12 protein-coding genes are annotated in these 15,488 nt (G+C 53.1%); 8 read left to right on the forward strand and 4 right to left on the reverse strand.

All coding sequences use genetic code 11. The annotated features are described in order from the left end of the window. Positions 1–582: 582 nt before the first annotated feature. A complete protein-coding gene (gene ettA / locus B2R48_RS10215; RefSeq protein ID WP_213473839.1) occupies positions 583–2,262 on the forward strand; it encodes an energy-dependent translational throttle protein EttA in 1,680 nt (559 codons plus the stop codon). Between the two features lie 123 nt (positions 2,263–2,385). Here ettA and B2R48_RS10220 read toward each other — a convergent pair whose 3' ends face one another. Next, positions 2,386–3,024 (reverse strand): MlaC/ttg2D family ABC transporter substrate-binding protein, encoded by a 639-nt coding sequence (locus B2R48_RS10220; RefSeq protein WP_296999840.1) that lies wholly within the window; start codon positions 3,022–3,024, stop codon positions 2,386–2,388. A 9-nt stretch (positions 3,025–3,033) separates the two neighbouring features. Beyond that, positions 3,034–3,732, reverse strand: coding sequence for an MlaA family lipoprotein (locus tag B2R48_RS10225; protein ID WP_232310656.1), 699 nt, complete (start codon positions 3,730–3,732; stop codon positions 3,034–3,036). Positions 3,733–4,121: 389 nt separating this feature from the next. Here B2R48_RS10225 and B2R48_RS10230 point away from each other — a divergent pair, with 389 nt between their 5' ends. The 4 genes from B2R48_RS10230 (at position 4,122) to metH (ending at position 9,886) form a co-directional block, all read left to right on the forward strand. Then, positions 4,122–5,099, forward strand: a complete 978-nt coding sequence (locus tag B2R48_RS10230) for an ArsR/SmtB family transcription factor (protein WP_296999845.1) — start codon at positions 4,122–4,124, stop codon at positions 5,097–5,099. An 85-nt stretch (positions 5,100–5,184) separates the two neighbouring features. Next, the gene (gene metF, locus B2R48_RS10235) at positions 5,185–6,078 is read left to right on the forward strand and encodes a methylenetetrahydrofolate reductase (RefSeq protein WP_062956294.1); all 894 of its coding nucleotides are present in this window, start codon (positions 5,185–5,187) and stop codon (positions 6,076–6,078) included. A gap of 53 nt (positions 6,079–6,131) precedes the next feature. Continuing rightward, complete coding sequence (locus B2R48_RS10240; RefSeq protein WP_213474016.1) at positions 6,132–7,196, forward strand: homocysteine S-methyltransferase family protein; 1,065 nt, start codon at positions 6,132–6,134, stop codon at positions 7,194–7,196. A 38-nt stretch (positions 7,197–7,234) separates the two neighbouring features. Beyond that, positions 7,235–9,886 carry a methionine synthase gene (gene metH / locus B2R48_RS10245; protein WP_296999852.1) on the forward strand — a complete coding sequence of 884 codons (2,652 nt, stop codon included), beginning with the start codon at positions 7,235–7,237 and terminating at the stop codon, positions 9,884–9,886. Between the two features lie 79 nt (positions 9,887–9,965). Here metH and B2R48_RS10250 read toward each other — a convergent pair whose 3' ends face one another. Continuing rightward, the gene (locus tag B2R48_RS10250; RefSeq protein ID WP_296999854.1) at positions 9,966–11,210 is read right to left on the reverse strand and encodes a multidrug effflux MFS transporter; all 1,245 of its coding nucleotides are present in this window, start codon (positions 11,208–11,210) and stop codon (positions 9,966–9,968) included. Positions 11,211–11,499: 289 nt separating this feature from the next. Here B2R48_RS10250 and B2R48_RS10255 point away from each other — a divergent pair, with 289 nt between their 5' ends. Further along, entirely contained in the window at positions 11,500–13,293 is a 1,794-nt protein-coding gene (locus B2R48_RS10255; protein ID WP_296999857.1) for a chloride channel protein, read from the forward strand. 71 nt (positions 13,294–13,364) lie between these two features. On the opposite strand, the gene B2R48_RS10260 is transcribed toward B2R48_RS10255, so the two are convergent. Then, positions 13,365–13,958, reverse strand: coding sequence for a hypothetical protein (locus B2R48_RS10260; protein WP_296999859.1), 594 nt, complete (start codon positions 13,956–13,958; stop codon positions 13,365–13,367). Here B2R48_RS10260 and B2R48_RS10265 point away from each other — a divergent pair. Then, a complete protein-coding gene (locus B2R48_RS10265) occupies positions 13,957–14,148 on the forward strand; it encodes a hypothetical protein (RefSeq protein ID WP_296999862.1) in 192 nt (63 codons plus the stop codon). The genes B2R48_RS10260 and B2R48_RS10265 overlap by 2 nt on opposite strands. Before the next feature lie 132 nt (positions 14,149–14,280). After that, positions 14,281–15,378, forward strand: a complete 1,098-nt coding sequence (gene wecB / locus B2R48_RS10270) for a non-hydrolyzing UDP-N-acetylglucosamine 2-epimerase (protein ID WP_296999863.1) — start codon at positions 14,281–14,283, stop codon at positions 15,376–15,378. Positions 15,379–15,488 lie beyond the last annotated feature (110 nt).

Raw genomic sequence — 15,488 nt, forward strand, 5'->3', positions numbered from 1 at the left:
ACCGAGACCAGCTTCACGTTTCTCTTCCAGTAGGCTGCGCTTTGTTCATCCATCGCGCGTCTCCTTCCTAGAAATGATAACTTTCCCTGCCGACATCTTTTTGTGTTGTCTTTGTCGGCTACATAAATGCGTGGCTTTGAATGCACCGAGACACACTCATTGCCCGTAATGGTCGATATCAGCTTTCGAGAGTCGCCATAAGCTAATCATTAGTCGTATAGAACAGGGTGTTAGGGGCTGTTGCCGGGGGTTGTCGGCTAAAAATAATGACGGAATCCGGTCGGTTTTTAAGGTGTGCAATGCAGCAATTCAGACGTGCAAAATCCGAGTTGTTCGTGCCTAAAAAGTGACGTTTTTGCGCAGTAGCCGACCTCTGACAGGCTTTTTGACAGCTTTCTAACGTAGAATCGTCTCCGGACTTGGCCGGTTGGGGAGGATCGTTTGCGGCTTCTGTTGTTTGAAGTTGTTAAGACAGTGCCTGTCGGTTACAAACGGGCACAGTATTTTAGGCACGTATGCATACATGCCACAGTGATCTGACCCGCAAGGGGAAGACCCAACGAATTTTGGATGGGGAATTTAATGGCATCCTACCAGTATATTTACGTCATGAAGGACCTGACCAAGATCCTTCCGGGCGGTCGCGAGCTTTTCAAGGGCATCACGCTGTCCTTTCTGCCGGGCGTAAAAATCGGTGTTCTCGGTAACAACGGCGCAGGTAAATCAACCCTGCTGAAAATTATGGCCGGCATCGAAAAGGATTATGCCGGTGAAGCTTGGCCCGCCGAGGGCGTCAATGTCGGTTATCTTGAACAGGAACCGCAGCTTAATCCGGAAAAAGACGTTCTTGGTAACGTTATGGAAGGCTGTGGTTCGATCGTTGATGATCTTGCACGCTTTAATGAAATCAGCGGCAAATTCGCCGAGCCGATGACCGATGACGAGATGACAGAACTCCTTGCAGAGCAGGGTGAGCTGCAAGAACGCATTGATGCGGCCAATGGCTGGGATCTGGAACGCACCCTTGAAATCGCGATGGACGCCCTGCGCTGCCCGCCCAAGGATTCAGACGTTTCCAAACTTTCCGGTGGTGAGCGCCGCCGCGTGGCACTTTGCCGTCTTCTGCTTGCAAAGCCTGACATTCTGCTGCTTGACGAACCGACCAACCACCTTGATGCGGAATCGGTTGCGTGGCTTGAGCGTCACCTTGAAGATTATCAGGGTACCGTCATTCTGGTTACCCACGATCGTTACTTCCTTGATAACGTTACGGGCTGGATTCTTGAGCTTGACCGAGGTCAGGGCATCCCGTTCGAAGGCAACTATTCCTCGTGGCTGGAACAGAAGCAGAAGCGTCTGGAACAGGAAGCCCGTCAGGAAGGCAGCCGTCAGAAACAGTTGGCGACCGAATTGGACTGGATCCGTCAGAACCCGAAAGGCCGTCAGGCGAAATCCAAGGCCCGTGTTCGTGCCTATGATGATCTTGTTGCCGAGGCGGCAAAAGCTGTCCCGGATTCAACCAAGATCGTTATTCCGATTGCCGAACGTCTCGGGAATGAAGTCATCACCGCCGAAGGCCTGACCAAGGCGTATGGTGACAAGCTTCTGTTCGAGAACCTTGATTTCCGTCTGCCGCCAGGTGGTATCGTTGGTGTCATTGGTCCGAACGGTGCAGGTAAAACGACACTGTTCAAGATGCTGACCGGCAGCGAAACCCCGGATGCAGGCGATCTGAAGATCGGTGAAACCGTTAAGATGGGCTATGTCGATCAGTCGCGTGACTCGCTTGATCCGAACAAGACCGTTTGGCAGGAAGTTTCCGATGGTCTTGACGAGATTCTTCTGGGCAAGCGCCCGATGAGCTCACGCGCGTATGTTTCGCAGTTTGCCTTCAAGGGCGCGGACCAGCAGAAAAAGGTCGGTCAGTTGTCTGGCGGTGAACGTAACCGCGTTCATTTGGCCAAGATGCTGAAATCCGGCGCGAATGTCTTGCTGCTTGACGAACCGACCAACGATCTTGATGTCGATACGCTGCGTGCGCTTGAAGAAGGTCTTCTGGAATTTGCCGGTTGTGCTGTGGTTATCTCGCACGATCGCTTCTTCCTTGACCGTATCGCGACCCATATTCTTGCTTATGAGGGCAACTCGCATGTCGAGTGGTTCGAAGGTAACTATCAGGAATATGAGGCGGATTACAAACGCCGCTATGGTGAAGAGGCAAGCCGCCCGCACCGCATCAAATACAAGCCGCTGACCCGTTAAGCTGGTTTGTCGCGTTAAGGAAAAGGCCACCGTCAGGTGGCCTTTTTTATTTTGGTGATAGACAAATAAAAAAGCCACCGTCTCAAGGAGGGTGGCTTCTGCATTCTTTTTTTGCGGCGTTTCTTAAAGGCCGGTTTTTGCCTTAAGTGCCTCTGTCAGGGCGCTGACATCGTCATTGTTCTGCTGGATCACCGATGTGAATTCGTCACGCTGGGTGATGCCCATGCTCAGACCTTCGATGGAAACATCAATGATCTTGTAGCTGTCATCAAAGACCCGCATCCGCCAGACAATGTTGATTGGTGGGCCGTCAGGACGGACAAATTGCGATTCTACAAAGGTATCCTTGTTCTTCTGGACCTCATTGCCGACGACAAACTGCTCGCCGTTAAATTCCTTGAACTGGTTGGCATAATTCAGGGCCAGATAGTTCTGCAGAAGAACAGAAAACTCTTCGATCTCGTCTTTGGAAATTGACCGCCAGTAGCGCCCGAGAACGAATCGCGACACAACGTCCATCGCAAAGTAGCGATCCATCAGGGAGACGAACTTCTTGCGACGCACATCATCAGCAAGTGTCTGGTCGGTGAGTTCGTTGATGGCTTGATCAGCCATCGTCTGAATGACGTTGGCCGCACTGGTTTCCACAGCGACTTCTGCGATGACACCCGGATGCGAGCTGTTTGCCATCGACGGGCCAGGCCAAGCCGCTGCGATGGCGATCATCGCGGCGGTTGGTATGGCGATTTTGCTGTTTGCCATGACGGGCTCTTATTCGCTTGCAGCTTCGACAGCATCGTCGAAGTCAAAAGATGCGCTTTCGTCTTCAACAGCCGTTGCCGGTGCCGGGGCACCGTTACGGATCAGCGTGTTGCGCTGCTGACGATAGAGGCTGCGAAGTGCTGCATAGTAATCAATAGATGATTTCTGCAGTTCGTTGAGCTGGTTGATCGTCGCATAGCGATAATGCAGTGCGCTCAGACCGATCGAGCCAAGATAAAGGGCTTCTGCCGTGTCGCTGTTTTCAGCGCCCCAGGTCAGCGGGTTGGCAAAGTAATCAACGGCAAGGCCGGTTGTATCACGCAGGTTGGACGGGCCAAGCAACGGCAGCACAATGTAGGGGCCGCCGCCAATGCCATAATGCGCAAGCGTCTGACCAAAATCTTCGCGGCGATACGGAATGCCGAAATCAGTGGCAACATCGTTGAAGCCCAGAAGACCAATGGTCGAGTTCATGATGAAACGCTGGAATGAGGCAGCAGCCTGATCCGGGTCACCTTGCAGCAACGCGTTGAACGAGTTCAACGGTTCGTTGATGTTGCGCACAAAGCTTCTGACCGACGTTTTGACCGGTTCCGGGGCGATGTCGCGGTACCACATGGCAGCGGGATACAGGACCATAAAGTCCACAGCCCCGTTTACGCCATGAACGACGCGGTTTACCGGCTCAATCGGATCGTAGTCACTCATGTCCTGAGCAGGTTCTGTGGATGCGCACGCGGTCAGCAAAGACAGCGATCCTGCGGCACAAAGTGAAAGCAAAGCTCGAAACTTCATTATTTTTAGCCAACCGATGTTCGATACACAGACTTCCCCTGACCCAAAACGCTTTTTAGTGAAAACACCAAAAAACGTTACCGATCAACCTTCTGTCGGGAAGGGCGATCACGTAACGCGCACGCCTCAGATAACCATCTGGTTAGCATAGGGGGAATTTAAACACCAGCATACAAAAAGTTGATCGGGATCAAGCAGTTTTGTGGTGTGATGTTTATGCAACACAATTGCGCGCGAAATTATCCCTTGAACAAATATAAACATATCTTTATATCTTTGTCATCGACGTGGAGGTCATTGACATGGAACAGGTTCTTGCAAGATTGCGTGCGGCTGCCGAAGCAACGCGGCTTCGTCTGTTGGCAATCTGTGCCGAGTGCGAACTGACTGTCAGTGAGATCACCCAGATCATTGGTCAAAGCCAGCCCCGCGTATCCCGACATCTTAAACTGCTGTGTGAGGCGGGCTTGCTGGTCCGTTTCCGCGAGGGCACGTGGGTATTTTACCGCACGCCGCATTCCGGCCCCGGGGCTGACCTTGTTCAGCCTGTGCTGGATCTTTTGCCCAAGGATGACGAAACACTGTCTTTGGACCGTGCCCGTCTTGAACAGGTCAAGGCCGAGCGTGAGAAAATCGCCACAGAGTATTTTCGCGCAAACGCCAAGGACTGGGACCAGATCAGATCACTGCATATCGATGAAGCCGTGGTCGAAAAGGCACTGCTTGAAGCGGTTGGAGATCTAACGGGTGGACGGATTCTCGATGTTGGTACCGGCACAGGGCGCATACTTGAGCTTTTGGGGCATGAGGCCGAAGAAGGCGTTGGCGTTGATATGTCGCGCGAGATGCTGGCCGTGGCCCGTGCAAGATTGCAACGTGCGGATTTGTCCAACTGTCTTGTTCGGCAAGCAGATATGTATCAGTTGCCCTATCCGGGCGGCATGTTTGACCTTGTGACTCTTCATCAAGTACTTCATTTCGCCGAAAAACCTGAAGCGGCGCTTGCTGAAGCTGCGCGGGTGCTCGCACCGGGGGGCAAGCTTGTCATCGTTGATTTTGCCCAGCACGAACATGAAGAGCTTCGCGAGGAACACGCGCATCGCCGTCTTGGATTTGATGATGCGTCACTTAATGCGTGGTTCCGCGCAAACAAGCTTGAGCCCGACAATGTGATCAGCTTGCCGGGCAAGCCGCTGACGGTTCGGATATGGGCTGCGCATCCGGCCCCGGGGGACGTTGCGGATGCAGGTGAAAAGAGATCAGAGAAGGCCGCAGAGTAGCACGCGCCGGTTTACGAAATTACCACGATAAAAAGACCCGAGGATCCAACCCAAGGGACATCGAAGACAGGATTGAAATATTGATATGATGACGGTTCAGGAAATTAAGGCAGTACGCAAAAACCTTAAGGTTTCTTTCGAATTCTTCCCGCCGAAAACCGAGAAGATGGAAGAAACCATGTGGCGGTCAATCCGTCGGCTCGCGCCGCTCAACCCGTCTTTTGTGTCCGTAACGTATGGTGCTGGCGGCACAACGCGTGGTCGTACTCATGGCAGTGTGACCCGAATTCAGGGCGAAACCGGTATTCCTGCCGCCGCCCATCTGACATGTGTCGGCCATACCAAGGAAGAAATTGACCAGATCGCCCGCAGCTATTGGAACGAGGGTATTCGATCAATTGTCGCCCTTCGCGGTGATCTGCCGGATGCTGGTGATACATACGAACCGACGCCGGGTGGCTACGCCTATGCAGTGGATTTGGTTGCGGGCCTTAAGGAAATCGCTGATTTTGATATTTCGGTGTCGGCTTATCCTGAAACGCATCCGGATGCACCGAGTGCGGATTTCGAGATCGAGTATCTCAAACGCAAAATCGACGCAGGTGCAAACCGGGCGATTACCCAGTTCTTCTTTGACAACGAAACATATCTTCGGTTCCGTGATAAATGTGTGGCTGCGGGCATTGATGCCCCGATCGTTCCGGGGATTTTGCCAGTAACCAACTTTGGCTCACTCTTGAAATTTGCGGACATGTGTGGTGCTTCTGTACCGCAGCGTTTGCATTGGCGTTTCGAAGGTTTGGACGAGGATCCTGATACGCGCCGAATGGTTGCTTTCCACGAAGCGATTTCGCAGGTGGAAGGTCTGATCAGCGAAGGCGTTACCGACTTCCATTTTTATACGCTTAACCGTGCCGAACTTACATATGCCATCTGTCATGCGCTGGGCATTCGCGGGCCTGAACAGGCAGCCGCCTGATCGTCCCTTTTGCTTTTGACCATGACGCATGAAGAATTAACTGGATAAAAATGATGAATGACCGCAAGGAACGCATTGCCCTGCTGCGCAAACGGGCCGAGGAAAAGATACTGATCCTTGATGGCGCGATGGGCACGATGATCCAGAAACACTCGCTGTCCGAAGAAGATTACCGCGGAGAGCGTTTTGCTGACTGGAAACAGGATGTAAAAGGCAATAACGATCTTTTGTCCCTGACCCAGCCGGACATCATCAAGGATATCCATTTGCAGTACATCGCGGCCGGTGCGGACCTGAACGGGACGAACACGTTCAGCGCGACGACGATTGCCCAGGCTGATTACGGCATGGAAGATCTGGCGTATGAGATTAACTATGAAAGTGCCAAAATCGCGCGTGCGGCCTGTGATGAGTGGGAAGCATCCCATCCCGGGGATGTGCGGTTTGTGAATGGTGCAATTGGTCCGACCAACCGGACGGCTTCGATTTCGCCGGATGTGAATAACCCGGGGTTCCGTGCCATCACCTTTGACCAGCTCAAAGAGGCCTACAAGGAAGCGGCCAAGGGCCTGCTTGATGGCGGGGCGGACACGCTGCTGGTTGAGACGATCTTTGATACGCTAAACGCCAAGGCAGCGTTGTTTGCCATTGATGAAGTTGTCGAAGAACGTGGTGAAGATGTTCCCGTGATGATTTCAGGCACGATTACCGATGCATCGGGTCGCACCCTTTCGGGGCAGACGACCGAGGCGTTTTATAACTCTGTGCGTCATACCAAGCCATTTTCAATTGGCCTGAACTGCGCATTGGGTGCCGAACAGCTGCGCCCCTATGTTCAGGAACTCTCGCGTATTGCCGAATGCCGTGTCTCGGTCTATCCGAACGCCGGTCTGCCGAACGAGTTTGGTGAATATGATCAGTCGGATTCCGAAATGGCCGAGCTGGTCAAGGAATGGGCGGAGACCGGTATGGTGAACCTGTTGGGTGGATGCTGCGGGACAACGCCACCACACATCAAGGCGATTACCGAGGCCGTTGCCGATGCCAAACCGCGCACCGTGCCGAAATTTGAGCCGCGCATGCGTCTTTCCGGCCTTGAGCCGTTTGATGCCGCATAATCCCGATATTGATTGCTGAAAAGAGATCGAAAAGACCCATGACCGACATTTCCAGATTTATCAATATTGGCGAACGGACCAACGTCGCCGGATCGCTGAAATTCAAGAAGCTGATCGTCGAGGAAGATTACGACGCAGCGGTTGAGATTGCCCGTCAGCAGGTCGAAAATGGCGCGCAGATCATCGACATCAACATGGATGATGCGATGCTTGATGCCGAAACAGCGATGGTCAAGTTCATCAACCTGGTTGCAGCTGAGCCTGACATCGCGCGTGTGCCGATCATGGTCGACAGTTCCAAATGGAACGTGATTGAGGCTGGTCTGAAATGCCTGCAGGGCAAGGGGATCGTCAACTCGATCAGTCTGAAGGAAGGCGAAGAACCCTTCATCGCACAGGCCAAGATGCTGCGTCGCTATGGTGCGGCGGTTGTCGTCATGGCCTTTGACGAGAAAGGCCAGGCTGATACGGTTGATCGCAAGTTCGAGATTTGCAAGCGAAGCTATGACGTGCTGGTCGAAAAGGTCGGTTTCCCGCCTGAGGACATCATTTTCGATCCAAACATCTTCGCCGTCGCAACCGGCATCGAAGAACACGACAACTATGCTGTCGACTTCATCGAAGCCTGCAAGCTGATCAAAAAAAACCTGCCATACGCCAAGATTTCAGGCGGTGTTTCCAACGTTTCCTTCTCGTTCCGGGGCAACAACCCGGTCCGCGAGGCGATGCATTCGGTGTTCCTCTATCACGCCATTCAGGCGGGACTGGATATGGGGATCGTCAATGCCGGTCAGCTGGTTGTTTACGAAGAAATTCCCGAAGAACTGCGTGAGCGCGTTGAAGACGTCATTCTGAACCGTCGTTCGGATGCGACCGATCGTTTGCTTGAAGTTGCCGAGAAATACAAAGGCACAGGCGGGCCAGAGAAAAAGGCCGACCTTGAATGGCGTAAAAAGCCGGTCAATGAACGTCTGGCCCATGCGCTGATCAATGGTATTGCCGAATATGTCGAGGAAGACACCGAAGAAGCCCGTCAGCAGGCCGACAAGCCGCTTCATGTGATTGAAGGTCCGTTGATGGATGGCATGAACATTGTTGGTGACCTGTTTGGCGCCGGTAAGATGTTCCTGCCGCAGGTGGTAAAATCCGCCCGTGTGATGAAAAAGGCGGTCGCCTATCTGATTCCCTTCATCGAAGAGGAAAAAGACGGCAAGCACGAAACCAATGGCAAGATCTTGCTGGCGACGGTCAAGGGCGATGTTCATGACATTGGCAAGAACATTGTGGGTGTCGTTCTGCAATGTAACAACTTCGAGGTCATTGACCTTGGGGTGATGGTGCCGACCCAGAAAATCATCGAAACCGCCAAGGCGGAAAATGTCGACATGATCGGTTTGTCGGGACTGATTACGCCGTCGCTTGAAGAGATGACCTATGTCGCAGCCGAAATGGAACGCCAGGAGCTTGATATCCCGCTTCTGATTGGCGGCGCGACAACGTCGAAAGTGCATACTGCGGTTAAAATCGCGCCGAACTATCTGAAGTCTTCGGTGGTTTATGTGATTGATGCGTCGCGCGCAGTGGGTGTGGCCAGCAATCTGCTTTCAAAAACCAACGGCGAACGTTTTGCCGAGGAAATTCGCAACGAATATGTTGCGATGGCTGAAAAGCATGCAGCACAGCAACTGCAGAAAAAGCGTTTCTCGATCGTCGATGCGCGTGCCAACAAGGTTCAGCTTGACTGGGAGAACTTTGAAGCACCGGTTCCGCTCAAACCCGGCATCACCCTGTTTGAAGAGTTTGATCTTGAAGAACTGGTTTCACGCTTTGACTGGAAACCGTTCTTCGAGACTTGGGAACTTCATGGGCGTTTCCCTGACATCCTGAAGGATGAAAAGGTCGGCGAAACGGCGCGTAGCCTTTATGCGGACGCGCAGGAAATGCTTAAAAAAATCGTTGCCGAAAAATGGTTCAAGCCCAAAGCAGTTGTCGGTCTGTGGCCGGCCAACTCGGTAGGTGATGATATCGAAGTGACTCCGGCGCCAGAGAAGAATGAGCCGGTGATGCTCCATACCCTGCGCCAGCAGATGTATCGCGAGAACAACAAGCGTCCGAACCGCGCTTTGGCCGACTATATCGCGCCAAAAGACAGCGGCAAGACCGACTATATCGGCGCCTTTGTTGTTACCGCCGGGCCAGAAGTCGAAGAAATCTCTGGCAAGCTTGAAGCAGAGCATGATGATTACAATGCCATTCTGGTCAAGGCTCTTGGCGACCGCTTCGCCGAGGCCTTTGCCGAGCATATGCACGAAAAAGTTCGTAAAGAGCTTTGGGGCTATGCGCCGGACGAGGCGCTTGGCAATGATGATCTGATTGCCGAAAAGTATCGCGGTATCCGTCCGGCACCGGGCTATCCGGCCTGCCCGGAACATACCGAGAAAGGCATTCTCTGGGATCTTTTGGATGCAGAGAAGAATGTTGGTGTGTCACTGACTGAAAGCTATGCCATGACGCCAACATCCTCGGTGAGCGGGTTTTACTTTGCCAACCCGGATGCCAAGTATTTCGGCCTTGGCAAAATTGAACGCGATCAGGTTGAAAGCTATGCCGAGCGCAAAGGCATGACCTTGGCCGAGGCGGAACGTTGGCTTGCCCCGAATTTGAATTACGATCCGCGCCAGGCGAAATAACCGCCTGTCCGGTCGCGATGAAAAGCCCCGCAGACTGCACTCTGCGGGGCTTTTTTTTACGGGCATGTGCTGAACGGCTCTAGTGCGTGGCGTGACAAAACTTGCCGCGCTCGGTAATGCCAACGATCACGATGGCAATCAGCCCTAACACAAAGTAACCAGCCAAAAGCGGGATCACAGTACCATTGAACTGCTGGCCGATGATGCCGCCAGCAATCACGCCAATCAGTGTACTATAAACACCAATCATCGATGACGCGGTGCCGGCAATCGCACCGACCGGTTCCATGGCCAGTGAATTGAAGTTTGGCATGGTCAACGAGAAGCAAAACAGGATCGTGGTCAGTCCGATGCCAAACAACAGCAATGGCGGTTGCCCATCAAACCAGATTGCAATCAGAACATTGATCAGGCTGCTGGCGGTCATGATGAACAGGGCGATATGCGATATCTTGTGCATCCCGATCTTGCGCACCAGGCGCGCATTGACGAATGACGAGAAACTCATGCAGGCGGCAATCATTCCAAAGACCAGCGGGAACCAGACACCAAGGCCGTATACTTCGGTTTCAAAGACTTGTTGGGCAGATCCGATATAGGCCATCAGGCAGGCGAACATCATGCCCATTGCCGAGGCATAACCAAATGTCTGACGATTGGTGACAGTGGTTTTGATGTCGCGACCGATCCGTCGCAAAGAAAGTCTGTGTCGATATTCCGGGTGCAGTGTTTCGGGCATGCGCAGCAGATACCAGCACACAATCGCAATCGCGAGGACGAGCGTGCTGACAAAGATCATGTGCCAGTCGGCAAGCGCAAGGATAAGGCTGCCCGATGCCGGTGCAAACACCGGCAAAATGATGAAGACCATCATGACAAACGACATGACGCGCGCCATTTCACGTCCTGCAAAGCAGTCGCGTGTGATTGCCATGGTCAGTACCCTTGGTGCAGCAGCACCAAGCCCCTGAACAAAACGCGCAATAAGAAGATGTTCATAGCTATTGGCAAAGATCGCCATCACCGTGCCGACGCAATAGATGCCAAGGCCAGCAATAAGCGTGGGGCGGCGGCCAAAGCTGTCGGCAAGTGGGCCATAAACAATCTGCATCAGGCCAAATGCGATCATGAAGACATAAATCAGCATCTGCATGCGATTGCCGTCCTCGATGCCGAAATCTTCTGCAATCGGGCCAAAGGCCGGCAAAAGGTTATCAATCGACAGGGCAACAAGGCCGATTGTGATCGCCATCAGACAGATGAATTCAACAAGTCCGGGCAACGGGCGAGCTGCCTGCGTACCCGTTGGTCGAGGGTCATTCATTATTTTTGGTTCCGTTGAGAACGGTTGGTGGCGGCATTGCTCTTACGCGATATGCGCAGAATGGTGCATTTCGTGCGTTTTTGGCAATGACGGTTTTCTTAAACGGGATCGCGACATTGTGGGGCGCTGAATCCAAGTCACTTGTTTTTGCATATCCACCCCGATCAATCAATGGGCGTCAGCAATGCGAAAATAACCGTGGTGGTACTTGTCTTTACCCTTTATTCGCAGGAAAAGCTGATCCTATGATCACTCCAAATCTCGCATCGCCAACCCTGGTATAGTTGAAATGGCTGAAAAGCTTCTGAAATCGAACATTTTTCTGAACCGTCTGCGCCGCATCGTCAAAAGCGAACAGCTGGTTCTGTCGATTTTGGCTTTGCTGGTCGGGGCATTGGCCGGGGGCGGGACGATCCTGTTTCGTGATGGGTTGTTGTTCATACAGTCGCTGTTTTTCGGAACTGCCGAAGAAGACCTTCATCGTCATCTAAGCGAAATCCCCGTCTGGCAACTTATCCTTGCACCGACAGTCGGTGGTCTGATCGTCGGTGTTTTCATCTATAAATTTCTGCCAGACAAGCGCCCCCATGGAGTTGCCGATGTGATTGACGCGGCATCATTCCATGATGCGCGCATGTCGACCCGTTGCGGGATCAAAAGTGCAATTGCCAGCGCGCTATCGCTGGGCAGTGGTGCGTCGCTCGGTCGTGAAGGGCCGGTCGTTCATATGGGGGCGTCGTTCGGGGCGTGGCTTGCACGGATACTTCATTTGCGGCGTTCGGCGTCGCGAACGCTGTTGGGCTGTGGCGTGGCATCAGCGGTGGCCGCATCGTTTAACGCGCCGCTGGCCGGTGCATTGTTTGCGCACGAAGTGGCACTTGGCCACTATGCCTTGACGGCGTTCGCACCGATTGTGCTGGCATCCGTGACCGGCACAGTCATTACGCGCATCTATTTCGGAGATGAGGTCGCTTTTCTTATTCCCGGTCATGAGATTCAATCATTCTGGGAATTTCCGGCCTTTGCTTTGTTGGGGATTATTGCCGGTATTGCCGCCGTTCTGGTCGTGCGTGCCATTCCGGTCGTGCAGAAGACCGCAAATCGAACCAATGCACCGCTTTGGCTGCGGCCAGCTGTGGCTGGTCTGGTTGTCGGTCTGGTTGCTTTGATCTTTCCGCAAATTGTTGGCGTTGGTTACGGGGCGATGAACGACGCGCTCAATGAAAGCTATAACCTGACTTTCCTGTTTGGTTTGCTGATTGCCAAGGGTTTTGTGGTGTCTGTCTGTATGGGGCTCGGATTTGCAGGTGGCATGTTCAGTCCGGCCCTTTTCCTTGGTGCTATGTTGGGCGGCGCTTTCGGAATTATCGCGACCAGTGCTTTTCCCGAACTGTCATCAGGGTATTCGGCTTACACCCTTGTGGGAATGGGGGCGGTGGCGGCAGCTGTGCTTGGCGCGCCGATCTCAACGACGCTGATCATTTTTGAGCTGACCGGTGACTACGCCCTTACGGTGGCCGTGATGGTGGCGTCTGTTCTGGCGTCCGTTGTGATGGATCAGTTCCAGGGTGGGTCATTTTTCCAGTGGCAGTTGAAATGCCGCGGTTTGTCGACCCGTTGGGGTCGGGAAGTCAATTTGCTGCGCACGATCAAGGTCGCCGAGATCATGAAGCGCGAATATGAAACAGTCCCGCTGACAGAAGGGCTGACCACCGTGCGCGAAAAACTGATCAACGCGCCATATTCCGAACTGTTCGTGATTGACGATCAGGGCAAGTTGCATGGCACGATCACGCTGACGGATTTGCGCCACGCCGCATTTGACCCCAATCTTGGTGACGAAGTCACGGCCGGTGAGGTCGCACGTTCAAAACCGCCGGTGTTGTATCGTACAGACAGTATCGAAAAAGCCATCAAACTGATGGAGCAAACAGGCGAGGAACATTTGCCCGTTCTTAACAGTGCCGAAGAACGCCATATCATCGGCTTCGTGCATGAAAAGGACGCGATGATGGCCTACAACAACGCGTTGCTTGAACTGCAAAGCGAAGAGCGCGGTGATGCGCCGCCCAAACTGTTCTAGTGGGCGATCCGCGACGAAAAAGAGCAGCGCTATACCGCGCTGCTCCGTTCAAGGTGTCAAGGCCTGCCAAATCAGGCGGCCAGTGCAGGTTGCTGTCGTGCTGGTTGACCAGACATGACTTGGGCTGCAACCCGACTATCAAGGCCGGCAACGTTTTCCGGAAGGTCAGCTGCAGCCTGTTGAGCTGCATCATCAATTTCCAGCCGTTCGTTGCGTTTCTCGATCTCGGCCTTTTCGTCACGTTTCTCGTCCTTTGTTGGCGGACTCAAACTGTCACGAAGGGCGGATTTGAATTCTTCCTCGGCATCCTGCTCAGCAGTTGCAGGATCGTCATTGGCCGGATCAGAATTTGACGAGAAGACTCCATTGGAGACCTTTTCACCGGAAGTGGCATCCTTGCTTTGGTCAGCAACATTCGCCATTGCGTCGGCAAAGGATGTCGACCCGCTTCCGGTTGTTTGCATTTCCAGCATGACCGCCTGCACCGAGTCAGACAAATCGCTGAACTTGGTGCCATAAAAGGTCGGTTGTGCAGATTTGCTGCTTTGTGGTGTTGCGCTAAATGCGCTGTATTTGTCGATACCTTCGGGTCCACCATCCTTAGATACTGAAGTTTTGGGCGACGATATCGGAAGCCCAAACCCCAATCCAAGAAGACTGTTCATGAAAAATATCCTTCTTCATGGATATACACAGCACCACGCCAAACAAAAGGCGAAGCTTTTGCAAGGCGTGACGCGAACCGGAAAAATTCATGCAACTTCAAGACCATTGGCACTTTTCCAAATGTTTGCTGATCTCATCAGCCTCGCATTCAGCCGAAAATCACTGTTGTGGGGATTTTATCTGTCTTGAGCGGCATAATTTACCCATTATCCAACAGGTTATAACCTGCCAGCCCTAACGGACGATCGGATAAGTGCAAGGTGACGGGCAATATGCCTATGATACAGACAGCATGAATGATGCCGGGTTCGGAGGCCTTTAATGCACCTTCATCTGATTGGGGGCGCGCGTCCCAACTTCATGAAAATCGCACCGCTATGGCATGCGTTGCGTGGGCACCAGATAATCCGGCCGGTATTTGTTCACACCGGTCAGCACGCCGATGCAGTTATGACCAGTGACATCTGGCGTGATCTTGGACTTCCGACGCCCGATCATGTTCTGGGTTGGAAATCGTGCGAAACCCGTGATCCGATGGCAAAGATGATGCAGGCCTACGAGGCACTTTGCCATGATCACAGGCCTGACTTGGTTTTGGTGGTAGGGGATGTGAATTCATCGCTGGCTGCAGCGATGGTTGCAGCTGAAATGCGAATTCCCATCGTGCATCTTGAAGCAGGGCTGAGATGTTTTGATCCCGCCATGCCAGAGGAGCAAAACCGTATCGCCATTGATCACAGGGCGGATCTGTTGCTGACCCCGTCGATGGATGCGGATGACAATTTACGGGCCGAGGGGATCGCGCCAAACCGCATCAAGCTGGTTGGCAATATCATGGCCGATACATTATCGATGATGGACGCGCAAATCGAAAAGGCCGATATAGTCGGCAAAACCGGGCTGAAAAAGCGGCGTTATGTGTTTGCCACTTTACACCGCCAAAGCAATGTCGATGATTCCGCTCGGTTGAGGCAGATATGCGCGGCGCTGGTTGAACTTGCGAGGAACGAAGAGGTCTGTTTCGTCCTTCATCCGCGCACCGAACAGCGTCTCAATGCATTGGGTTTGAGTGACGAGTTGACCGCAGCAGGCATTCGGTTGTTGCCGCCGATGGGCTATGTCGGGTTTACCAGTTTGATGCGTGATGCTGGTGTGGTTGTCACAGACTCTGGCGGGGTACAGGAAGAAACCAGCCTTCTTGGTGTTCCATGCCTGACGCTGCGAAAATCAACCGAACGCCCAATCACCATTACGCAGGGAACCAATCGGCTTGTCGCGGTTGATCAGCTAACCGAGGCCGTCACGTCTGCGCTTCACGCTTCTGGCAATCGCACCCGTGTTCCTGCCAAAATTCCGTTATGGGATGGCAACACTTCTCCGCGTGTCGTGACTGAACTCGAAGCCTTTTTGGGTTTCTAGGCTGGTTGGTGAGAACCTTGGTGCGAAAGGCTTGGTTGATGCCCGCAATGTGGTGCAGAATGTAAAAATCAACGGGTCAATATGGAACGACACTGGCCCCCTTCGCACAG

Origin of the sequence: Thalassospira sp. UBA848 (assembly GCF_002295455.1) — a bacterium.
Classification (GTDB): domain Bacteria; phylum Pseudomonadota; class Alphaproteobacteria; order Rhodospirillales; family Thalassospiraceae; genus Thalassospira.

Coding starts and splice junctions, on each gene's coding strand:
- B2R48_RS10260 (WP_296999859.1), bottom strand. CDS start 13,958: ATGAACAGTCTTCTTGGATTGGGGTTTGGGCTTCCGATATCGTCGCCC.
- B2R48_RS10250 (WP_296999854.1), bottom strand. CDS start 11,210: ATGAATGACCCTCGACCAACGGGTACGCAGGCAGCTCGCCCGTTGCCC.
- B2R48_RS10265 (WP_296999862.1), top strand. CDS start 13,957: ATGAAAAATATCCTTCTTCATGGATATACACAGCACCACGCCAAACAA.
- metF (WP_062956294.1), top strand. CDS start 5,185: ATGATGACGGTTCAGGAAATTAAGGCAGTACGCAAAAACCTTAAGGTT.
- B2R48_RS10230 (WP_296999845.1), top strand. CDS start 4,122: ATGGAACAGGTTCTTGCAAGATTGCGTGCGGCTGCCGAAGCAACGCGG.
- metH (WP_296999852.1), top strand. CDS start 7,235: ATGACCGACATTTCCAGATTTATCAATATTGGCGAACGGACCAACGTC.
- B2R48_RS10255 (WP_296999857.1), top strand. CDS start 11,500: ATGGCTGAAAAGCTTCTGAAATCGAACATTTTTCTGAACCGTCTGCGC.
- B2R48_RS10225 (WP_232310656.1), bottom strand. CDS start 3,732: ATGAGTGACTACGATCCGATTGAGCCGGTAAACCGCGTCGTTCATGGC.
- B2R48_RS10240 (WP_213474016.1), top strand. CDS start 6,132: ATGAATGACCGCAAGGAACGCATTGCCCTGCTGCGCAAACGGGCCGAG.
- ettA (WP_213473839.1), top strand. CDS start 583: ATGGCATCCTACCAGTATATTTACGTCATGAAGGACCTGACCAAGATC.
- wecB (WP_296999863.1), top strand. CDS start 14,281: ATGCACCTTCATCTGATTGGGGGCGCGCGTCCCAACTTCATGAAAATC.
- B2R48_RS10220 (WP_296999840.1), bottom strand. CDS start 3,024: ATGGCAAACAGCAAAATCGCCATACCAACCGCCGCGATGATCGCCATC.